The organism is Caulobacter sp. 602-1 (assembly GCF_003931565.1).
Taxonomy (GTDB): Bacteria; Pseudomonadota; Alphaproteobacteria; order Caulobacterales; family Caulobacteraceae; genus Caulobacter.
The window spans coordinates 145,493-166,109 of the sequence record NZ_RRYI01000007.1 but is presented as its reverse complement, the minus strand read 5'-3'; the positions used below and the strand labels follow the sequence as shown (position 1 = coordinate 166,109).

The window sequence follows — 20,617 nt, the reverse complement described above, 5'->3', positions numbered from 1 at the left end:
TCGTCGCTGACCTGAGGCGTCACAGGTCATCCCATGCGTTGAGTTGCTCGATCGGACGGTAGTCTTCGGCGAATCCGAAGGCGGCGGGACCCACGAAGGTCAGCGCGCGAGCCTCGCGCAGCATGGGCGGGGCGGCCGAGCCGACCACCTTCACCCTTTGCCCGTATTTCAGCCGCTCGGTGGTGATGCTGTCGGCGGTCTCGCGATCCATGACCGTGATGAGATCGGGCACCATGGCGACCACCTCGCCATCGCGGCGTGCGATCAGATTTTCGTTCTGGAATTCAATATCCATGCGGCTTTGGCCATCGAAGCTCTCGATCGCCAGTCGACCGATCGAAAAGCCGCCGCGCGTCTCGCGCTCCAGATCGACGATCTTGCCGTCGAAAAGCACGCCAGCATGGGGATAGAGGCCTGACCCGCGCAGCGCCGCGCACAAGGCGACGAACGGGTCGTCTCCGCGCGCGCGGGCCTCGCGGATGGCCGCCCCGATGGCGATGGCGGTCGAAAGGCTGCCGCCGATGGCGTGGTCCTTCGCTTGGCGACCGGTGAGGGGGTATTCGACCATGTGGGCGATGCCCCCCAAGGCCACCGAGAGCGCGCGCGCGACCCGCTCGTGGGTAAGATTGTCATCGGTCTCGATCACGGTCAGCGCGCCGCAGGCTGCGGTCAGGACCGATGGGCAGGCCGACAGTCCCCGGATGTTGAAGATCGCCATCTGGGACTCGGGGAAGGCCCGTCCCATGCCGTCGCAGTCCACCACGGGCACGTCGAGTTGCGCGGCGGCGAACAGGGGAGCCAGGCCGTTGCCGCCGCCGATCTCTATGGGCATCACCGCATCGATCGGGCGTCCGAAGATCTGCTCCAGGCGGCGCAGACCGGCGATGGCTTCGCGCCCGCTGGGCAACTTCTCCACCGAAACCGTCGGCGCGCCTATCCAGCCGCAGGGAACGACCAGGGCGTCGTCGGCCAAGGCGTCCAGGGCGATCATCTCGACGGCCCCGCGCCGCGCCAGCTCGGCCTCTCCCAGGAGCTGGCCATAATAGGGATCTCCGCCGCCGCCTGATCCCAGGAAGGCGGCGCCGAGCGCCAGGTCGGCGAGGGCCGTCCGATCAATAAGCATGGCGCGCCCCGCTTTCGGCGATGGGCGCGACCGGCGCGCGACCGCCGACCAGATCGCCGACCGCCCTGACCCTGACCTGCGCCGCTCGGCCGGGCAGATAACTCAAATACACTTCGTCCACCTCCACCACGTGAGCGCTGGCGGCGTCGCCGCCTGCGGCGACGACACGGCCGCACGCTTCGTCTCGCATCGCTTGCAGGGCGTCGGCGCGCGCGACCTTGGCGTAGTCGATGATGTGGTCCACCTGCGCGCCGACCTGCGCGATGGCCGCGCCGACCGCGTTGGCGACCCCGGCGTGCGGCGGGCGAATGACCCGGGCGGCGCCCTTCAGCGCGTCGGGGATCAGGAAGGCGCCGCCGCCCACCGCCAGGATCGTCGCATCGCCTCGGGTCGTCTTCATCCGATCCACGCCGTCCTCAAGGATGGTCTGAAAGCGAGTCCAGATCGCCGCCCGCACCTGCGGGCTCAGGGGCGGAAGCCGGGATGGGTCGCCAAACCGCACATGGCCCTGCGCCGCCGCCACGTCGCTCGCCGTCAAGGTCGCGCCGCCGAACAGCATGCCCTCCTCGGTGATGCGGAAGCCGACCGAGCCGGGACCGACCCGGAAGCTGTCCGCGCCAAGGTCGTCCGCGTCATACAGTTCGGGGGCGAGGTGAATGCGCGTGCCGCCGCCCAGGCCTATGGCGAGGATGTCCGGCATCCGGAAATTGGTCCTGACGCCGCCGATGTCCACGGCTATTGAGGATTCTCTTGGAAAGCCGTTGCTCAACACCCCGATGTCGGTCGTGGTGCCGCCCACGTCCATGACAATGGCGTCCTTCACGCCGGTCAGAAAGGCCGCGCCGCGCATGCTGTTGGTCGGCCCCGACCCGATGGTCAGCACGGGCGTGGCGGCCGCCTGCGTCGCCGAGATCAAGGTGCCGTCGTTCTGGGAAATATAGAGTGGAGCCTCGACGCCGATCGCATGCAGCGCCTGCTCGAGGGAGGCGATCACCGCGGCCGCCAGAGTGGTCAGGGCGGCGTTGAGGATCGTCGCATTCTCACGCTCGATGAAGCCGAGTCGGCCGAGGGTGTGGGACAGGCTGACGGAGGCTCGGGGATGCTCCCGCCGCACGATCGCGGCCGCGCGTTCCTCCATGTCGGCGTTGATCGGCGCGAATGCACTGCAGATGGCGATGGCGTCGACGCCCCTACCTCGCAGATCGCGCGCGGCTTGGCGTACGGCGTCAGCGTCCAGCGCCGATATCTCCCGGCCGTCGAGCTCATACCCGCCGCGCAGCAGATAGACATGCCGGCCGACGCATGCGGCGAGGTCCTCGGGCCAACCGGTCATCGGCGGCAGCGCCTCGCCGGATGGACTGGCCAACCGCAGGACGCCGACCTTGTCCAGCCTGTTGCGCTCGACCAGGGCGTTGGCGAAGTGGGTGGTGCCGATCATCACCGAAGAGATGGCCTGGGCCTGCACGCCTGCCTGGGTCAGGACTGCGTCGATCGCCGCGGCGACGCCAAGGCTCACCTCCGCGGTGGTCGGTTGCTTGGTCCAGGCCACGACCTCGTGGCCGCGCATGAGCACAGCGTCGGTGTTCGTACCGCCGACATCGACACCAATCCGCACCGGTTCGCACCCCGCCACCGTCTCAAGAAGAGCGGCAGGGTAGGAGGCTGGCCGCCGGGCGCAACGCATCAAACGGGTGACCGAGGGCGCCGAACGGGTAAGCCTCGCAGCCCGACGGGTAAACGGTTGGACGCGCTTGAGCAGCCTGCGGCGATCTCCTAGGGTCGACTGGCCAGCTGCTGGGCTTGGTTGAAAGCGCATCCAGTGAACGGCGGGATTTGTCGGTGCATGATCTGATCCATACTAGGGTTGCGCCGCCGACGTGGGTGGGCGCTCAGATCCGACGCGATCTATTGCTCGCACGTCTGGACGAAGCCCTGAGCCGGCGACTGACGGTCATTCATGCGCCCGCAGGTTACGGCAAAACCAGTCTGCTCGCCCAATGGCGCGGTCGCCTCGAAGGCCAAGCCGTCCTGGTGGCCTGGCTCACCCTGGAGCGCGATGACGCCGATCTCGCGCGCTTGGCCCAATATATCGCGCTCGCCATCGATGGCGCTGAGCACGCCCATAGCGCCGAGGAGGGCTTGGCCGAAGGCGGCGAGCGGATGTCTTCGGATCTACCGTCTCGCGCGGCCCTTTCGGCCATCGTCAACCGGCTCGCTCGAGAGCCGCGCCCTGTGGTGCTGATCCTGGACGATCTCCATCGCGCTGAAGGCGCGGCGGTGACTGAATTTCTCACCGCGCTGATCCGTCTGGCGCCCGCCAACTGCCATTTCGTTGTCGCCTCGCGAGACTATCCCTGGCTTGGCCAATCGATCCTGGCGGCGGCCGAGCAGGTGCTCGAGCTGCTCGCTGACGACCTGAAGTTTTCAGCCCCTGAGGCCGAGGCGATGTTGGCGCGGGCCGGCGGTGTGTTCGGGGACGACGATGTCCAAAGCCTCGTAGAACGCACGGAAGGTTGGCCGATCGCCCTTCAGCTCGCCTCCCTGTCGCTCAAGCGCGGCGCCGACCAAAGGCAGTTGGTGTCGCGGTTCAGCGGTCCCAGCTCCGAGCTTGCCCGCTATTTGTCCGAACAGGTGCTGGCGACCCTGCCCGATGAGATGCGGCAGATCGTGATCCGAACCGCCTTGGTTGACCGGCTGAATGGCGAGGTGGTGAACCTTCTATGCGATCGCGATGACGGATGGCTGATCCTGGAACGTCTGGAGCAGCAAGGTCTCTTCCTCACGCCCCTGTCGTCAGATCGCAAGGTCTATCGCTACCACCAGTTGTTCGCCGAATATCTTCGCGAGCATCTGGCGCGCGGTGACATCGGTCAGTTTCGTTCGCTTCAGAGGCGCGCGGCGCGATGGTTTGCAAGACGCGGGGAGGTGGCGGAAGCCGTCGATCACGCCATTCTTGCCAATGACGATGGTATCCTCACCGATATCATCGAAGAGGCGGGCGGCTGGCGGCTGATCCCACAAGGAATGCAGCCGATCCTCGAACGCGGACTTCAAAAGCTGCGCGAGGCGATCATCGTGGGGCGGCCGCGGCTGTTGCTGGCCCGTGTCTATCTGGCCATCAAGCAAGGCGAGGTGGCCAGGGCCCGGACAGACTACGATCGCTTCCTCGTCGCGGCCGCTGGCGTTGACCTGTCGGCGGATCTGTGGACGGAAATCCGTGTCGTCGGCGACACTCTGGCCGACTATGAGAATGTTCCCGTCTCGCTGGACGACCTGCTCGACCGTGAGGCGCTGCTTCGCGCTCTTCCGGCGGACGACCATCTCGTGCTGGCCAATTTCACCGAGACCCTGGGGGCGAAGTATCTCGAGGGCGGCTGGCTCGAACGCGCCCTGGAGCCGACCCTGGCCGCCCGGGACCACTATCAGGCGCTGGGATCGCTCTACAGCGATCTGTTCACGCGTTTCCTGGAGGCGCGCATCAAGCGCGCCCAGGGCCGGCACGAGGACGCCGTCGCCATCCTGGCGGCCGCGCGGCTGCAGATCACGAGTAGCTTTGGCGAGCGATCAGATCTGGCGGCCAACTGCGCGGCTTTCGAGGCCGAGTTGCTCTACGAGCAAGACCGCCGCGCCGAGGCCCGCAGTTTGCTCGATTGGGCGCTGACGCATATGGAGCAGTCGGACGGGTGGGTGGACGTCTACGCCGCGGCCTATTTCACCGCTGCGCGCGCCGCGGCCGCTGACGGTGCGATGGAAGAGGCCTATGCGACCCTGGCGCGGGCCCGCCGCGTCGCCGATCACCGCAGCTTGCGCCAATTGGCGATGCTGGCTGACCTCTGTCAGCTTGACCTGCTCGTCCAGTACGGCCCCGACGCGAATGCCGCCCGCGCCTACGCCGCCCAGATCGGCCTGGACGCGCTGGCCGACGAAATGGCGCAGGAGTCGCCGGTTTACCGGCCCGTCGCCTGCGCGGCGGCTCTTTGCCGGGTAAAGCTGTCGCTGTTGGACGGCGACCACGCTCGGGCTATCGCCGAACTGCGCGCGCTCCGCCGTTGGGCCAGCCGGCATGGGGCCGGGCGGCTTTTGATCGACGTCAACATTCTGCTGGCCTATGGCTTGCGCTGTTCATCCGAAACCGCCGCGAGCCAGGCCAGCTTTGACGAAGCCGTGGGCATCGCCATGTTCCAAGGCCTCTTGCGCCCGTTCATTGACGCGCGCGGCTTCGTCGAGCCGTTCCTGGGCGGCGGCGATGAGTCCGCCGCTTCGGGAGACCGGTTCCGCGGGCGCTTCCTCAAGGCCTTGTCCAAGGCCTTCGCCACTCGCTCCGCGCTCGGCGAACCGGACGGCCTCAACGACGCTGAGGCCACCATTCTTCGCCATCTGGGTCAGGGCATTTCCAATAAGGAAATCGCGCGATTGATCGGCATGTCGCCAGACACGGTCAAATACCGCCTCAAGTCGATCTTCCGAAAGATCGACGTGACCACTCGTCGCGACGCTGTGCGCGTATCGCGTGAACGCGGATTGCTGATCCCTGTCGAAGGTCCGTCTAAGCTCTAGCACTGGACGGGACGGGCGAGGACGGACGTGAGGCGGTCCGGTTCGCTGCGGGCGAGGACCGACGCGCTTACCCGTTGTCACTCCCTCCTTACCCTGAAAATCACAAGGCCCCTCGCGAGGGCTGCTGTTGAATGCTGACGGGCGGCCAAGCACAGGGTGTCTCAACACCTGGGCGGGGGTCTCGGCGACATCTTAGCAAGGGGGTTACTTATGAAGGAGCAGATCGGGAGACGCGGTTTGGTGCGACCGAAGCTGAAACTGGCGTTGCTGTCGGCCTGTTGCGCGGGCGCGGCGTCGGGCGTCGCCATGGCGCAGGAGGCCACTGACCCGCTCAGCGAAGTGGTTGTTCGGGCGAGCCGGGCGGTGGCCGGCACCAAGACCGACACGAAGCTGGTCGAAATCCCGCAGTCGATCAGCGTGGTGACGGGCGCCGAGATCGCCGACCGCACGGTCGTGAACTTCCAAGACGTCTTCCGCTACAGCGCCGGCGTCGCCACCGAGCTCAATGGGGCCGATTCGCGGGGCGACTTCTTTTCGGCGCGAGGTTTCCCGACCGAGCAATATCTCGATGGCCTCAAACGCATGCCCGACTTCATCTATGGCGCGCGTCTTGAAGTCTTCTCCCTGGAGCGCGCCGAGGTGCTGCGCGGCCCCTCCGCCGTGCTCTATGGCGCGGGTGGGGCGGGCGGCCTTCTCAATGCGGTCAGCAAGACGCCCAAGACCGCATTTGGCGGCGAAATCGGCGCGCAGCTGGGCACGGACAAGCGCAAGCAATTGCAGCTCGACGTCACCGGTCCGCTCAGCGACACGGTCTCGGGCCGGTTTGTGGGTCTGATCCGCGACGGCGAGTTGCAGTGGAAGGGGCAGCCGGATGACCGCATCCTGGTCAACCCGTCCGTCAAATGGTCGCCCACCGACCACACCGATGTCACCCTGATGGGCCTTTATCAAAAGGACAATCAGGGCACGCAGACCTATCTGCCGATCTCCAAGAGCATCGCCGCGAACGGCGCTGAGCGACTGCCTTACAATTTCTTCGCCGGCGAACCGGACTTCAATCGCGCCGACACCGAGTTTTGGGCGGCAACCCTGTTGGTCAACCATCGCTTCAATAGCGTTTTGTCGTTCAGTAGCCGAAGCCGCGTCTACGGCATGAACACCGACTATGGCGAAGTCTACGGCGACTACGGCGACGGCTTTGGAGCCTTCTACGCCAGTCCGTTCGACGATGCCGGCCAGACCTTGCTGCAGCGCGAGTTCTACGTGAACCGCGAGAAGTCCAAGGGCTTCAACACCGACAACAGTCTGGCGGCGCGGTTTGATACGGGGCCGTTCCAGCACACGGTCCTTGCGGGCGTGGACTATTTTAAATTCAAGCAGGACAAGGACGAGGGCTTTTCCTGCGACGGTTTCGCGGGACAGTTTGGCTGCTTCAACGGACCAAGTCCGCCGTCTTTGAACATCTACGATCCGCAGTACGGGACTCCCTTCGCCTGGGGCTACACCAACTTCCTGGACTACAGGAGCGGCCAGTTGGGCCTCTATGTGCAGGACCAGATCCGCTTCGCCGATCGTGTCTCGATCGTGCTGGGCGCGCGTCGAGACCGCGCGACCTCGAAGCGCAACGGCGTCAAGGAAGACCCCGTCGTCAACTGGAGCTATCGCGCCGGAGTCATCGCTGAGGTCGGCTACGGGTTCTCGCCCTATGTCAGCTATTCGGAATCCTTCCTTCCCGTTGCCGGCGGTGATTTCTACGGCAATCCCTTCGAGCCCCGCACCGGCCGCCAGTATGAGGGCGGCGTGAAATGGGCGCCGAGTAGCCAGGCGCTGGTCACGGTCTCGTATTTCGACATCAAGGAGTCGAACTATGTGACGCAGGATCCCAACAACATTCAGAACTTCATCCAGACCGGCCAGGTCGGGTCGCAGGGGTACGAGATCGAGGGAACGCTGCGCGTTCCCGGCGATATCGACCTGACGGGATCCTATAGCTACACCAAGGCCAAGGTGCTCGCCGACACCGATCCCGCCCGCGTGGGCGCGCGGATCGAGGGCGTGCCCAAGCATCTGGCCTCGGCCTGGGCGACCAAGACGTTCCGGGTGGCCGACGAGGTGACCATGCGAGCCGGCGGCGGCGTCCGCTACGTTGGCAGCAAGATCGACTCCTACCAGCGGTTCATCACCCCATCGGCGACGCTTGTCGACGCCCTGATCGAGGCTGAACACAAGGACTGGAGCCTGTCGCTCAGCGCAAGCAACATCTTCAACACGCGCTACTACGCAAGCTGCACCAGTTCCTCGCCGCCGGACGGCATCTGCGTGGTTGGCAAGGATCGTACGATCCAGGCCACGCTTCGTCGCCGCTTCTGACCGCTCATCGCCGGGCCGGGCGGCCAGCGCCGCTCACCCCTTCGGCCATTTCCGTCGTGTCCAGGAATGTTCATGTCGTACAAGAAAGTTCCCATCCGCGTTCCACCAAGGCTTGGCAAAGGGTGGTCTCTGGCCCTGGGCTTTGCCGCAAGCCTGGCGCTCGCCAGTCTCGGCGGCGAGACCAAGGCCGCGCCGGTGGCGGGCCCCGACCTGATCCTCACCAACGGCCGGGTCTATACGGTCGAGACGGCCAAGCCGTGGGCGCAGGCCGTAGCGGTCAAGGATGGCAAGATCCTCAAGGTGGGATCGGTCGCCGAGATTGCGCGCCTGAAAAGGCCGAACACAAAGGTCGTCGATCTGGGAGGTCGACTGCTGATGCCCGCCTTCGGCGACGCCCACGCCCATCCCGTCTTCGGCGGGCTGAGCTATTCGCGATGCTCGCTCCACGATGGCAAGACGCTGGAGGACTATCAGCGGATCATCGCCGACTGCGTCGCCAAGTCGCCCGGGCAAGGCACGGTTTTCGGATCCGGATGGAACCAGGCCCTGTTTCCGCCGAATGGCGTCCCGCGTAAGGAGATCCTCGACGCCGTGACGACCGCTCGGCCCCTCATCTTCGAGTCGGACGGCCACACCCTGTGGGTCAACTCCAAGGCGCTGGAGATGGCGAACATCACCCGTGAGACGCCTGATCCGCTCAATGGCAAGATCGATCGAGATCCTGCCACGGGCGAGCCCGGCGGCGGTCTCGAAGAGGCCGCCATGGCGCTGATGGAGAAACTGACGCCGCCTCCCACGGCCAAGGATCGCGAGGCCGCGATCGGTTACACGGTGAAGCTGTTCAACAGCCTGGGCATCACATCCTGGCATGACGCCATGGTCGAATGGGACGCAAGCGGCGCCAGCGTCGTGCTCGACGCGTATAAGGCCGTGAAGGACCGCGGCGAACTGACCGTCCACACCGCGCTCGACCTTCAATGGAACAACGGTCGAGGCCTCGACCAGCTGCCGGATATCCTCAAGCTCACCGATCGCGCCCGCAATATGGGCCTTCGCGCCACGGGGGTGAAATTCTTCATCGACGGCGTGATCCCCCAACAGACCGCCGCCATGCTCGCCCCCTATGAGGGGACCACGGAGCAGGGCGCGTCGCAGATTCCGTTGGAGACCCTCGCCGAGGCTGTGAGCCAGCTCGACGCAAAGGGCTTGCAGGCCCATTTCCACGCGATCGGCGATGGGGGCGTGCGCGAGGCGCTGGATGCCGTCCAGCGTGCGCGCGCTCGTGACGGGATGAGCGATACGCGGCCGATGATCTCCCATCTCAACGTGGTGGATCCCGTCGATCAACCCCGCTTTGGCCAACTCGGGGTCACGGCGATCTTCCAGCCGCTCTGGGCCTGCGACGAGCCTTATATGCGCCTGACCATCGAACGCATCGGCCCCAAGCGCGCCGGCTACATCTATCCCGCCAACAGCATCCTGAAAGCAGGCGGTAAGCTGGCCTACGGCGCTGACTGGTCGGTGGCGTCGGCGAACCCATTGGAAGGGATCGAAGTGGCCCTGACGCGCATCGCGCCGGGCGACAAGGACGCTAAGCCGCTGCTCGCGGATGAAGCCGTGACCCTGGCCCAGGCGGTGCAGGCCTACACGCTAAACGTCGCCTATGTGAATCATCTCGATAAGCAGACCGGTTCGATCCTGGCCGGCAAGAGCGCCGACCTGATCGTGCTCGACAGCGACATCTTCGCGATCCCGACCACCGAAATCTCCAAGACCAAGGTCCTTGTCACCCTGTTCCAGGGTCGCGAGGTGTTTGGAAAGCTGGCGGCGCTAAGGCCATGACCGTCTTCGGGCCCTGACGCTTCGGGGAGGCGCTGAGCTGGCGACGGTCTTCAAGAGGCGGGTCGCCGCGGGCTAGCCTTTGGTCCCATCGTCGATGGCGGCGGTGATTTGGTCCCAGCCGGCTAAGGCGAGTTCCGCGACAGCTTCAAGTTCGGCGCGGTCCGCTCGGTCACGGGCGCGGATCGCCATGCCGCTCTGCACCGTCTGCACCAATCTCGCCAGCTTGGTTGTGTCGGCCGTGGCCGGGAGATCTGCGTCTTCCTTTGCCTGGTCGAAGCGCGCCTTGAGGATATCAAAACCTCCCGCGCGGACGGCTCGCATGAGCTCGGCTAGTTCGGCATGTCCCTCGCCGCCCACCGTGGCGAGGGTCGCCATACAACCGTGCGGCAGATCGCAGTCCCCACCCGTCATGGCTATGGCGGAATCCTGCAGGAACGCCAGGGTCGCCTCTCTCGCGGTCGCCGCCTTCCGGAACCGCGTCCAGACCAGCCCTTCATAGGTCGTGTAATAGTATTTGAGCGCTTCGGCGTAGAGCGCGTCCTTTGAACCAAAGGCCGCGTAGAGGCTCTTTGTCCCGATCCCCATCGCTTCCGTCAGATCGGCGATCGAGGTCGCCTCGTACCCCCTGATCCAGAACAGGCGCATCGCGGCGGCGAGCGCTTCCTGGCGATCGAATTCCCGCGGCCGACCGCGTGCGGGGGGTGTCGGCTCCGGAGTGGCCGGAGGCGCTGGCGCGTCATTGTGCATCGACCACTGTATAAATCGGTTGACCGGGCGCGGCAACGGACTTACCGATTTATGCATCGATCACTGCATAAAGGAAAAGATCGTGGATTTGCTTGGAAAGCGCGCGCTCGTCAACGGTGGCTCACGGGGCATCGGGGCCGCGATCGCGATTGCGCTCGCCGAGAAGGGCGCTGATGTGGCCTTCACCTATCACAGCTCGGCGGAACGGGCGGCGACGGTGGTCCGGTCGATCGAGGAGAAAGGCCGCCGCGGACTCGCGATCCAGGCCGACAGCGCCGACCCGGAAGCCATCCGCCGCGCCGTCGCCAAGACGGTCGACACCCTTGGAGGGCTCGATATCCTGGTCAACAGCGCGGGCGTCGCAACGGGTGGGATGACGGCGGAGCTGTCACTGGCCGATTTACAAGCCATGCTCGACGTCAATGTTCGCGCGCCGGTCCTGTTCGCTCAGGCGGCGATACCGCACCTCTCATCCGGAGGCCGTATCATCTCCATCGGCTCCTCCTTGGCCGAGCGTGTTCCGTTCCCGGGCGTAACGGCCTACGCCATGTCGAAGTCGGCGCTTTTGTCGTTCACGCGCGGCCTTTCGCGCGAGCTCGGCCCTCAAGGGATCACCGTGAACCTCGTTCAGCCGGGATCGACCGACACGGACATGAACCCGGCCCATGGGGAGAACGCCGACTATCAGCGGAGCCTGACCTCGCTGGGTCGATTTGGCGAGCCCCGTGAAATCGCCAGCGCCGTCGCGTTCCTTGCCAGTCCGGCGGCAAGTCTGATTACGGGCGCGGTGCTCAATGTGGACGCCGGTTTCAACGCCTGAGTTCATTGCTGCTTGCGCCGCCGGTTGCGGGGCGAACCGCAGTCACGCGGATTGCGCGCCGCAGCTGGTCCGGCCCGCTGTAGCGGAGCTTGTTCCTCCATAGCGTAGGCGATGGAGGAACAATTTCGTAAGGACGCCCTCGGCGCCGGCCATGGCAGCACGGCGGCCTTGAGGGTTCGGACTGACGGCCTCAGAAGCGGTAGGCGACCGTGAGAGCGCCCATAGGCTGCCAGCGGCGCCCTTCGTCAGTGACCGGGCTGTCGGCGAAATCGCCGACGAGGTAATTTGCTCCAACCGCGCCCATGACGCCGATCCTTGGGCTGAACCAATATCCCGCCGTCAGGCTCATGCCGACATCCCTGATCCCGGAACCCGGTCGGTAGGCCGCCAGCCCGCTGGCGACGGCCTCGGCGGGGGTGACGCCGAAATAGGTGCGCGCATAATCCTGGTTCACCCAGGTCGTCCGAGCGTCCAGCGACAGCGAAAATGTGTCGCTGCGGATTGCGAAGTAGCTGACCCGCGCGGTCGCGAGCAGACCATCGTGCGCGCCCGAGACATCCTGGACGACGGAAAGTTCCGTCTCCAAGGCGCCTTGTCCTCCTTCGTTTCCGCCGAACCGGTATCCGACGAATGCGCCAGCCTCGATCGCCGTGTCGATCTCCGGTAGCAAACCGATGCGCCCGTCGGCGTCGTCACGCGGAAGCCGCACGCCGAGGACCGGACCGAACGCGAGGCGCGAATTGGAGACGATGTCGGCGCGAAGGCCTTGCCCCCCGACCTGGACGTTGACGCCGCGCCAGCGAATGTCGGCGAGAATGGCGGGAAGAACGCGCACGTCCTTTGAGCCGTCAAACTCGGGAGCGACGCCGGCTCCAATCGCGACGACGCCGTGCGGGGACGGGGCGGCTTCGATCTCCTGCGCTTGGGAGACGCTGGCGCTTAAGGCTGCAAAAGCGCAGGCGAGCATGGTCGGGCGAAACATAAGCATAACGATCCTTTCGGCATGGGGAGGGGCCACCAAAGGCGCGCGGCGTGAAGCCGGCGCCTTCGGTGGCCAGGGAGATCGCCTGGGTGGGGGCCGGCGATCTCCCTTTGAAATCGGCGGGGAAAGGGGGAGGGGAGATCCCCTGATCCGATTTCAAAACGGTGTGCTTGGCGCCTGGCGCCGTCCGCAGGCTGGCGGTTCTCGATCAGCCCAACCCGCCGTTGGCGAACACGGTTTGAGCATCGATCCAGGCGCCGTCCCGCGAGCAGAGAAGCGCTATGACGCCGGCGATGTCTTCGGGCAGACCCAGGCGACCAAGGGGCGTCTGTTCGGGAATGCCGCGGAGCGCCGCTTCGCCGTGCTGACGGAGAAGCTGCGTGTCGACCGCGCCAGGCGCGACCGCATTGACCGAAATGTTGCGACCGGCCAGCTCCTTGGCCAGGACGTTGGAAAAGAGCATCTGGGCGCTTTTGGTGGCGGCATAGGCGCCCGTCGCCGGGGGCGGCGTCTTGATGATGCTCGATGACAGGCTGATGATCCGGCCGCCGTCACGCGTACGCCGCGCCGCCTCGCGCAGCACATTGAAGCTGCCTTTGACATTGGTGGCCATCATGCGATCGAAGGCCGCGTCCGTCATCTGGGCGAAGGGGCCGACGTTCATGATGCCGGCGTTGTTGACCACCACATCAACGCCACCGAACGCCTGGTCATGGGCGTCGAACAGGGCCTTGACCGCTGCGGGATCGGCGACATCGGCTTGGCGAACGATGGCGCGGCCCCCGGCCGCCTTGATGTCGGCCACGACACGGTCGGCCAGATCGCGGTTGGTGAGGTAGTTCACGGTCACGGCAAAGCCATCGCGCGCCAGGCGCCTGGCGGTGGCCGCGCCGATGCCGCGCGAGGAGCCGGTGACGACAGCCGCCCTGCCGACGCCGGGAAGAGCGGTCGGGCCGAACGGGGCCGTCTGGGCCGAAGCCGCGCCTCCCGTGACGAGCGCCGCGGGAGCGGCGGCCGCGAAGGCCATGAAGGTGCGGCGTGAGGTATCGGCATCGGACATTGCGATGGTTCCTTTCTCGATATGAGTGGTTTGCTTGCGATGGGTGCGGCCGCGCCTCTAGGTCGGCAGGCCAGGGTCTGTTGGGGGCGGATCGGAGGCGGGGAAAGTCACCCTCGCGCCAGCAAAGCGGCGATGCGCCGGTTTGCGATCAGCAGGGTGACGCCGGTCAGGACGCTCGCGATCGGGACGACCAGCAGCCCAAAGCCGAGGCCATTGGACCCCTGCGCAGCGGTCACCGCGTCGCTGACCATCCCGACGATGACAGGCCCGAGCGCGGGACCAAGAAGGCCGGAGCCGATCATCACGAGGCTAGACGCCTGCGCCTGCCTGCCTTCACCGGCCACGAGATGGGCCGCGCCAAAGGCCCATGGCAGCAGGAACGAGAAAGACAGCATTCCGGGAACCATCAGCGCTATCGACACCCACCCGGTCGGCGCGAACAAGGCCCCGCTCGTGGTCATGCTGGCGATCAGGAAGAGAACGGCCGGCGGGCCGAGCACTCTCCCGGTCCCCGAACCGACCGCGCGGTCGAACCAGCGTCCACCCAAGAGCGTGCCGACAATGCCCATCAGGCCCTGCAGGAGGCCAAAGGCCAGGCCCACCTGGCTGGTGCTGAAACCGTGCGTGCGGATGAGGAACGGCGCGGAAAAGGCATAGAAGGGCGCAGCGGCGAAGCCGAGGAAGATTGCGCCGATAAACAGCCAGCGGAACGCCGGGGACGCCAACAGGCGCCGGCTGGACCGAAGGAAAGGTTCACGGTTGGCGGCCGTACGTTGGAGCGCCGGGGTTGGACCGGCGGCGAGAAAGGTCAACAGGGCGATCAGCCCGCCAATGGCCCCGGCGCCGACCAGGGCGGTGCGCCATCCCAGCGTCTCGCCGATCGCCCCGCCGGCGGCGAAGCCGACCATGGTGCCGAGCGGGATGCCCATGGCGAAAAGCCCGATCGCCAGGCCACGGTGTTCAGGACCGATCTTGCGGGCGATCAGCGCATGTCCGGCGGGCACCGCGCCGGCTTCTCCGAACGCGACGCCGAAACGCGTGAACGCCAGCAAAAGAAAGCTGGCCGCCAAGCCGCCGAGCGCCGTCATCGCACTCCAGAGCAGTATGCATGAAACCAGGACGAAGCGAGGCGATCCTCGATCGGAGGCTCGGGCGAGGGGCAAGGACAGCAGCGAATAGCACAGGGCGAAGGCGAGGCCTGTCAGCAGGCCCATTTCGGTATCGCTCAGTCCGAGGTCGGATTTGATCGACTCTGCCAAAATGAACGGAAGTATTCTGTCGATCTGAGAAAAGGCGCTGACAAGAAGAAGTGTGGTGAAAATCGCGACTACGCGTCCGCCTCGCACATGTTCTTGTTTTTGATATTGTGAAACGGTTGGTAAGTTTATTTGCGTTTCTATTGACTGCGCGGCAGGTTCTGTCATGTTCGACGTGCTCCTCGCTTGTTTCGCATCTTCAAGCTAGATGGAGCGCCGTATGATCAGAATGCCGGAAGCCTCAAAAAACTTGCCCAATTCTGCAGCGGGCGATAAGGCGGTCGCGGAGGGCCGCGTGTTGCGCTGGCCTCGGAACCTGCCGGAGGTCCGCATGCCGTCATCGCTGTTTGAGGCGGTCAACGTCTATATCGCGGGCCAGGGCGGCGGCCAGGGCGTGTTCCCTACGCCCATCGACAACTTCAACATCGTCAGCTCGTTCAAGGCGCGGATGCGGATGCGGCAGGTCTACAAGCCGTCGCTCTGCGTCGTCCTCCAGGGCGCCAAGGAAATCACCTTGGGCGAGGAGACCCTTCGTTACGGGGCGATGGAGTGTCTGGCGGTGGGCATGACCCTGCCGGCGACGGGGTGCATCATCGAGGCAAGTTCCGACGCGCCCTATATCGGTGTGAACCTTGAACTCGACGTGGCGATGATCCGCGAGGTGCTGCAACAGCTCGATACCCCGCCGGCGCCCCCCGTCACATCCGGGCCTTGCCTGTTCGTGCGGCGGGTCGATGAGCCCTTGGCCGAGTGCGTTCTGCGTCTGCTACGGATGTGCGAGACGCCAAAGGCGATCCCGATCCTCTTTCCGTCCGTCATGCGCGAGATCTGCTACTGGCTCTTGACCGGCCCGAACGGCGGCGAGCTCTGCAAGCTGGCCGAGCCTGAGTCCAACGCCGCCCGGGTCGCAAAAGCCCTCCACCTCATGCATGAGGACATCGCCCGGACGCTGCGTATCGAGGACTTGGCGCAAGTGGCGCGAATGAGCCTTTCGTCCTTCCATCAGCACTTCAAGGCCATGACCTCCATGACGCCGCTGCAGTTCCAAAAGCAGTTGCGCCTTCTCGAGGCGCGACGCCTGATGGTGATGGAGGATGTGAACGTCGCCGACGCCGCCTACCAGGTCGGCTACGAAAGCGCGTCGCAGTTCAGCCGGGAATATTCCCGGACGTTTGGCGTCGCTCCGAAGCGTGACGTCATGAACCAGCAGCGCCTCTACAGTGAATATGTCGGTCGCAGGCTGCAGACCGCCTAGCCGCTATCAGGTCGAGGGGATCGCTCCGACAATAAGGTTCGGGCGGCCCCTCGGCGCGCGGAGCACGGTCCCGATCGCTTGCTCGGTTGCGCGACGCCTGGGCGATTCCCGGTGCGATTGCGGGCGGTCGCCCGCCCAGGTTTATCGTCGTTTTCGTTTGTGGCGCCGCTGCGGAGCTCAGCCTCCCGCGCGATACGCGTCCGGAATCACGAACACTTCGTCGGCGCGGGCGTAGCCGCCATCCTTGACCTCCTCGATCAGGACCATGGTGTGCGCACGGGCAGCCTCGGAGAAATATTCGACGAGCATCGCCGTGGTCCGATGAACGATCTCTTCCTTCTGCGCGCGGCTGAGCGCGGCTTCGGGCACCTTGAAATTGACGAAGGGCATGGTGTTCGCTCCTGTTTGGTCGACTGATCGGTTGAATTGAACAGGGAGTTCCCGGCCGCCTTGCCCTCAAAGTTCGCGGCCGATGCGACGGTCGATCGAATAGGGACCGCCGCCGTGAACGGAGATCATCAGGGCGATGAAGCCGAGCATCAGCGGATACTCGACGCCACGGTCGATCCACGGGTAGGTCGGGCCAAGCGCGATGCTGATGAGGAGCATCTGGACCCCCAGCATCGGCGCGATGAGCCGGGTCGCCAGGCCGATCGCCACGGCGAGCCCGCCGAAGGTCTCGAGCAGCGCGACGAACATGGCTAGTTGCGGGGCGAAGGGCAGGTGGAGGACGTTGGCGATCAGCTTGATCGAGCCGCCTAACGGGTCCGCCATTGAGCCGTGCGCGACGCCGAACAGTTTCGGCACGCCGTGAGTGACGACCGTCAGGCCGAAGGCCGCGCGCAGCACCGCATAGGTCGCCGGCTTGGCGGCCGCGTAGAACGGCGCAAGCGACGGGATGAGAAGTTGGTTCGACACTCAGGCTTCCTTCGATCGCTGATCCGGGGATGAAGTTTAGGTGTTTCGAAATTCGGCACTAGATCCCCCATTTCGACATCACTGTTTTACAGGGCATAACAATCGGCTTAGCGTTGAGGCATGGATCGCATCGACGTCATGCGGCTTTTCGCCAGGATCGTTGAGCGCGGGAGTTTTGCTCATGCGGCGCGTGATCTGCAGATTCCGCGTCCCAGCGCGACCCATGCCATCCAGCGCCTGGAGGCGGATCTCGGCGTCCGGCTGCTCGAACGGACCACCCGGACGGTAAGGCCAACGCTCGATGGCGCCCTCTACCACGAGCGCTGCGTTCAGCTCCTGGCCGATCTGGACGAAGTGGAAAGTGTATTTCGCAATGCCGAACCCCGGGGACCTCTGCGGGTGGACATGCAGGGGACGATCGCGCGGTTCTTCATCCTGCCGGCCTTGCCCGAGTTCGTGTCGCGCTATCCCGGGATCTCGCTCAGCCTCAGCGAGGGCGACCGGATGGTCGATCTCATCACCGAAGGCGTCGACTGCGTCGTACGCGCCGGTGAGTTGACCGACTCGTCGCTGATCGGCCGCCGCATCACCACCTTCGAGCAGCTGACCCTGGCGAGTCCGGCCTACCTCGAACGCCATGGCGTCCCGATGACCCCGGACGATCTTGGGAACCACCGGATGGCCGGCTATGCCGCCTCGGCGACCGGACAGCCTTACCCGCTCGAGTTCATGGAAGGGGGCAGGGTGCGGGAGATGACGCTGCCCTACGATCTGGTCGTCCGCGGCGCGGAGATCTACACGGCGGCGGGCGTCGCCGGGCTGGGATTGATCCAGGTCCCGCGCTACCGCGTTGAGCATCAGATTGCGGCGGGACAGTTGATACCGGTCCTGGAAGGCTTCCCGCCGCCGGCGATGCCGGTGTCGGTGCTCTATCCGCAGAGCCGACACTTGTCCTCCCGCGTCAGGGTTTTCATCGACTGGCTGAGCGAAGTCCTTCCCGTGACATCCTAGCCAGGCGGGATGGCGATCTCGCGCCATCAGCGACGACGATCCGCACAGGCCCGGCCCACCGGCGTACCGGCCCCCGTGCTGGAGGCGCTCAAGAAGAAACTCCAAGCGCGGAGCTCGGTCATGGCGGCTGTGCCCGCGACCGAGCTTGTTGTCTCGGTGCAGGATTGGGCAGGTTTTTTGAGGGTTCCGGCATGGCGAAACCGCTGCGCCGAAGGCATCTCGGCCAAGAGATGAGACGCGGGCTCGTCGCGCCGCGACAGGCTCGACGTCAGCCAACCCCGAGGAGGCCCTGACTGCCATGACAAAGTGGACGACGAAGAAAATCCCGCCGCAAGAGGGCCGCTTGGTCGTCGTCACAGGTACGGGCGGACTGGGCTATGAGGACGCGTTGGCCTTGGCCCGCGCCGGCGCCAGCGTCGTGATCGCCGGGCGCAATGCCCAGAAAGGCGCCGAGGCCGTCGCGGGCATCAAGGAGACCGTTCCAGGAGCGAAGGTGCGGTTTGGGCAACTGGATCTTGCGGATCTCGCCTCGATCGCCGCCTTCGCCGAAAAGCTCTCGGGCGAGCAGGATCGGCTCGACCTTCTGATCAACAATGCCGGGGTGATGACCCCGCCGCAACGTCGACAAACCCGCGACGGCTTCGAGTTGCAGTTCGGCACGAACTATCTTGGCCATTTCGCGCTCACGGCTCATCTGCTGCCGCTGCTGAAGAGCGGACAGAGCCCGCGCGTCGTCACGCTCGGCAGCATCGCGGCGCGAGGTGGCGCGATCGACTTTGCCGATCTGCAGGCTGAGCGCGCCTACAAGCCTATGCCGGTCTATAGCCAGTCGAAGCTGGCGTGCATCCTGTTCGCCTTGGAGCTCAGCCGACGTAGCAAGGCCGCCGGGTGGGGCGTCGCGAGCATCGGGGCGCATCCGGGCATCACACGAACCGATCTGATCCTGAATGGCGCGGGCCGATCAAGTCCGTCCGGCTTATTCCGACGCTTCCTGCCCTTCCTGTTCCAGCCGACCTGGCAAGGCGCGTTGCCCACATTGTACGCGGCGACCGACCCTGCGGCGCGGGACGGCGCCTATTATGGGCCTGACCGGCTGAGCGGAACGCGCGGCTATCCGACCGAGGAGAAGCCTCCCGAACAGGCGCTGGACGCCGCCGTCGCCGCCCGTCTCTGGGAGACGTCCCTGCGCCTCGCGAACGTGACCTTCGGGTGAGATGCCCGCGGCGAGCGCTTCTTGAGCTTCGGCCCGGGAGCCAAGCCGTTGGCCCGGCCCGAGCGAAAATCTGCGGTGTAGCCTTCACGAGCGCGCGCGGCCATCAAAGGGCCGGCATATGAATTCAGGTTGCGCGCTCGTGACGGGAGCCTCCGGCGGTTTGGGCGAGGCTTTGGCGGAAGACCTGGCGCGGCGGGGCTATCCTCTCGTGCTCACGGCCCGAAACCGTCCCGCCCTGGAAGATGTCGCCGCCGCATTCGCGACGCTCATGACGTCCAGGTCATCGTTCAGCCCGGTGATCTTTCGAAGCCAGAGGGCGTAGCGGAATTGATCGCCGCGCTGGACGCCCACAAGGTTCGGCCGTCGATCCTGGTCAACAATGCCGGGTTTGGCCTCAACGAGCGTTTCGACGAGCATGGGTCGGAATGGCTGGGGGCCATGCTGCAGCTGAACATCCTAGCCCTGACCGCGCTTACCCAGGCCTACGCGCAACGGATGAAGGCGCATGGAGGCGGGCGCATTTTGCTAGTGGCGAGCCTCGCCGCCCATATGCCCGCCCCGTTGATGGCGGCCTACGGCGCGTCAAAAGCCTATGTTCTGTCGCTGGGCGAGGCGCTCCATGTCGAACTTGCGCCGCGGGTCGGCGCGACGGTTCTTTCGCCCGGCTATATGGAAACCGGCTTTGATGAAGCTTCAGGGTTTCGACCCAATGCGGCGATAAAGCGGACGGCGCTTCCACCTTCAACCGTCGCGCGGATTGGACTGGGCGCCTTGTTCGACGGCAAGGCGTCGGTCGTGGCCGGCAATGCGAACAAGGTCGCAACCCTGCTGGGGCGCCTGCTTCCCCGAACCTTCATGGCGCGGCAGCTCTACAAGTCGGCGGGCGAACGGCACCGAGAAGAGTGAGGCGCGCTTGCCGTTCGCGCTCGCGCACTTCCCTCATTTTACCCGCCGCCACTCGATCCGGATGTTAGTGCCCTCCGGCCGGCGAAATGTCTCTGTCATGCGGTCGCCGGCGACGACCAAGCTCAGATCATCACGCGTTCGGACGCTGCCAACCCAGTTCGGGAAGGTCGCGCCCTCGACACGGTTTCCGCTGAACGCTCCTTTTTCGTCGACGGTATAGGCGCCGAAGAATCCGATGCTGCGTGACATGGCCACGCGATTTTCATCATCCGTTCCTTCACCGCGAGCGCTGGAAGCAAATCGCGGGACGTCGGCGTCGGTCAGAACTTCCACGAAGTGCATGTCAGGGGTGAAGACGAGCAGACCGTTGGGGTTTTCTCCGTAGGCGGCGATATTCTTTCCGCCGGGATCGATCGTCGCCGACAGCATCCGCCAGGCGCCTACGAGCTGATTTTCCGCCGCGGTCTGCGCGAAGGCAGAAGACGCGATGCTGAAGGCGAAAGCCGATAGGGCCAGTCGAATGGGCATGTTGTTTCCGCGCCTTTTCATGAGGTCCA

At 65.4% G+C, this 20,617-nt stretch carries 16 protein-coding genes and 1 pseudogene; 8 read left to right on the top strand and 9 right to left on the bottom strand.

The genetic code is table 11. The annotated features are described in order from the left end of the window. Positions 1-19: 19 nt before the first annotated feature. The gene (locus EIK80_RS19935; RefSeq protein ID WP_125158763.1) at positions 20-1,123 is read right to left on the bottom strand and encodes a DUF917 domain-containing protein; all 1,104 of its coding nucleotides are present in this window, start codon (positions 1,121-1,123) and stop codon (positions 20-22) included. Continuing rightward, complete coding sequence (locus EIK80_RS19930; protein WP_125158762.1) at positions 1,113-2,738, bottom strand: hydantoinase/oxoprolinase N-terminal domain-containing protein; 1,626 nt, start codon at positions 2,736-2,738, stop codon at positions 1,113-1,115. Before EIK80_RS19930 ends, EIK80_RS19935 begins: the two co-directional genes overlap by 11 nt. A 224-nt stretch (positions 2,739-2,962) precedes the next feature. On the opposite strand from EIK80_RS19930, the gene EIK80_RS19925 reads away from it, so the two are divergent. The 3 genes from EIK80_RS19925 (at position 2,963) to EIK80_RS19915 (ending at position 9,892) form a co-directional block, all read left to right on the top strand. Continuing rightward, positions 2,963-5,680: an AAA family ATPase gene (locus EIK80_RS19925; protein WP_125158761.1), complete on the top strand. Its 2,718-nt coding sequence runs from the start codon at positions 2,963-2,965 to the stop codon at positions 5,678-5,680. 240 nt (positions 5,681-5,920) lie between these two features. Beyond that, positions 5,921-8,050: a TonB-dependent siderophore receptor gene (locus tag EIK80_RS19920; RefSeq protein WP_233586898.1), complete on the top strand. Its 2,130-nt coding sequence runs from the start codon at positions 5,921-5,923 to the stop codon at positions 8,048-8,050. A 72-nt stretch (positions 8,051-8,122) separates the two neighbouring features. Beyond that, positions 8,123-9,892, top strand: coding sequence for an amidohydrolase (locus EIK80_RS19915; protein WP_125158759.1), 1,770 nt, complete (start codon positions 8,123-8,125; stop codon positions 9,890-9,892). Between the two features lie 72 nt (positions 9,893-9,964). Here the strand turns inward: EIK80_RS19915 and EIK80_RS19910 are convergent, their stop codons facing one another. Beyond that, positions 9,965-10,537 (bottom strand): TetR/AcrR family transcriptional regulator, encoded by a 573-nt coding sequence (locus EIK80_RS19910; RefSeq protein WP_233586892.1) that lies wholly within the window; start codon positions 10,535-10,537, stop codon positions 9,965-9,967. A gap of 121 nt (positions 10,538-10,658) precedes the next feature. On the opposite strand from EIK80_RS19910, the gene EIK80_RS19905 reads away from it, so the two are divergent. Next, positions 10,659-11,459, top strand: coding sequence for an SDR family oxidoreductase (locus EIK80_RS19905; protein ID WP_233586891.1), 801 nt, complete (start codon positions 10,659-10,661; stop codon positions 11,457-11,459). A gap of 190 nt (positions 11,460-11,649) precedes the next feature. Here EIK80_RS19905 and EIK80_RS19900 read toward each other — a convergent pair whose 3' ends face one another. From EIK80_RS19900 to EIK80_RS19890, 3 genes are all read right to left on the bottom strand, one after another. After that, positions 11,650-12,441 carry a MipA/OmpV family protein gene (locus EIK80_RS19900; protein ID WP_233586890.1) on the bottom strand — a complete coding sequence of 264 codons (792 nt, stop codon included), beginning with the start codon at positions 12,439-12,441 and terminating at the stop codon, positions 11,650-11,652. 208 nt (positions 12,442-12,649) lie between these two features. Further along, complete coding sequence (locus EIK80_RS19895; RefSeq protein ID WP_125158757.1) at positions 12,650-13,501, bottom strand: SDR family oxidoreductase; 852 nt, start codon at positions 13,499-13,501, stop codon at positions 12,650-12,652. Positions 13,502-13,608: 107 nt separating this feature from the next. Continuing rightward, positions 13,609-14,925: an MFS transporter gene (locus tag EIK80_RS19890; RefSeq protein ID WP_125158756.1), complete on the bottom strand. Its 1,317-nt coding sequence runs from the start codon at positions 14,923-14,925 to the stop codon at positions 13,609-13,611. Positions 14,926-15,088: 163 nt separating this feature from the next. On the opposite strand from EIK80_RS19890, the gene EIK80_RS19885 reads away from it, so the two are divergent. After that, positions 15,089-16,012, top strand: coding sequence for an AraC family transcriptional regulator (locus EIK80_RS19885; protein WP_125158755.1), 924 nt, complete (start codon positions 15,089-15,091; stop codon positions 16,010-16,012). 177 nt (positions 16,013-16,189) lie between these two features. On the opposite strand, the gene EIK80_RS19880 is transcribed toward EIK80_RS19885, so the two are convergent. Together EIK80_RS19880 and EIK80_RS19875 are read right to left on the bottom strand one after the other, a co-directional pair. Further along, complete coding sequence (locus EIK80_RS19880) at positions 16,190-16,402, bottom strand: 4-oxalocrotonate tautomerase family protein (protein WP_125158754.1); 213 nt, start codon at positions 16,400-16,402, stop codon at positions 16,190-16,192. 66 nt (positions 16,403-16,468) lie between these two features. Further along, on the bottom strand, positions 16,469-16,930 hold the full coding sequence (locus tag EIK80_RS19875) for a DoxX family protein (protein WP_199743554.1): 462 nt from the start codon (positions 16,928-16,930) through the stop codon (positions 16,469-16,471). A 120-nt stretch (positions 16,931-17,050) separates the two neighbouring features. On the opposite strand from EIK80_RS19875, the gene EIK80_RS19870 reads away from it, so the two are divergent. The 3 genes and pseudogenes from EIK80_RS19870 to EIK80_RS26460 all read left to right on the top strand — a co-directional run bounded on the left by EIK80_RS19870 (position 17,051) and on the right by EIK80_RS26460 (position 20,060). Beyond that, on the top strand, positions 17,051-17,941 hold the full coding sequence (locus EIK80_RS19870; protein ID WP_125158753.1) for a LysR family transcriptional regulator: 891 nt from the start codon (positions 17,051-17,053) through the stop codon (positions 17,939-17,941). A 298-nt stretch (positions 17,942-18,239) separates the two neighbouring features. Continuing rightward, complete coding sequence (locus tag EIK80_RS19865; protein WP_125158752.1) at positions 18,240-19,154, top strand: SDR family oxidoreductase; 915 nt, start codon at positions 18,240-18,242, stop codon at positions 19,152-19,154. A 118-nt stretch (positions 19,155-19,272) separates the two neighbouring features. Continuing rightward, positions 19,273-20,060 (top strand): annotated as a pseudogene (locus EIK80_RS26460) (SDR family NAD(P)-dependent oxidoreductase). A 33-nt stretch (positions 20,061-20,093) separates the two neighbouring features. Here the strand turns inward: EIK80_RS26460 and EIK80_RS19855 are convergent. After that, positions 20,094-20,588, bottom strand: a complete 495-nt coding sequence (locus EIK80_RS19855) for a lipocalin-like domain-containing protein (protein WP_125158750.1) — start codon at positions 20,586-20,588, stop codon at positions 20,094-20,096. Between the last annotated feature and the right edge of the window lie 29 nt (positions 20,589-20,617).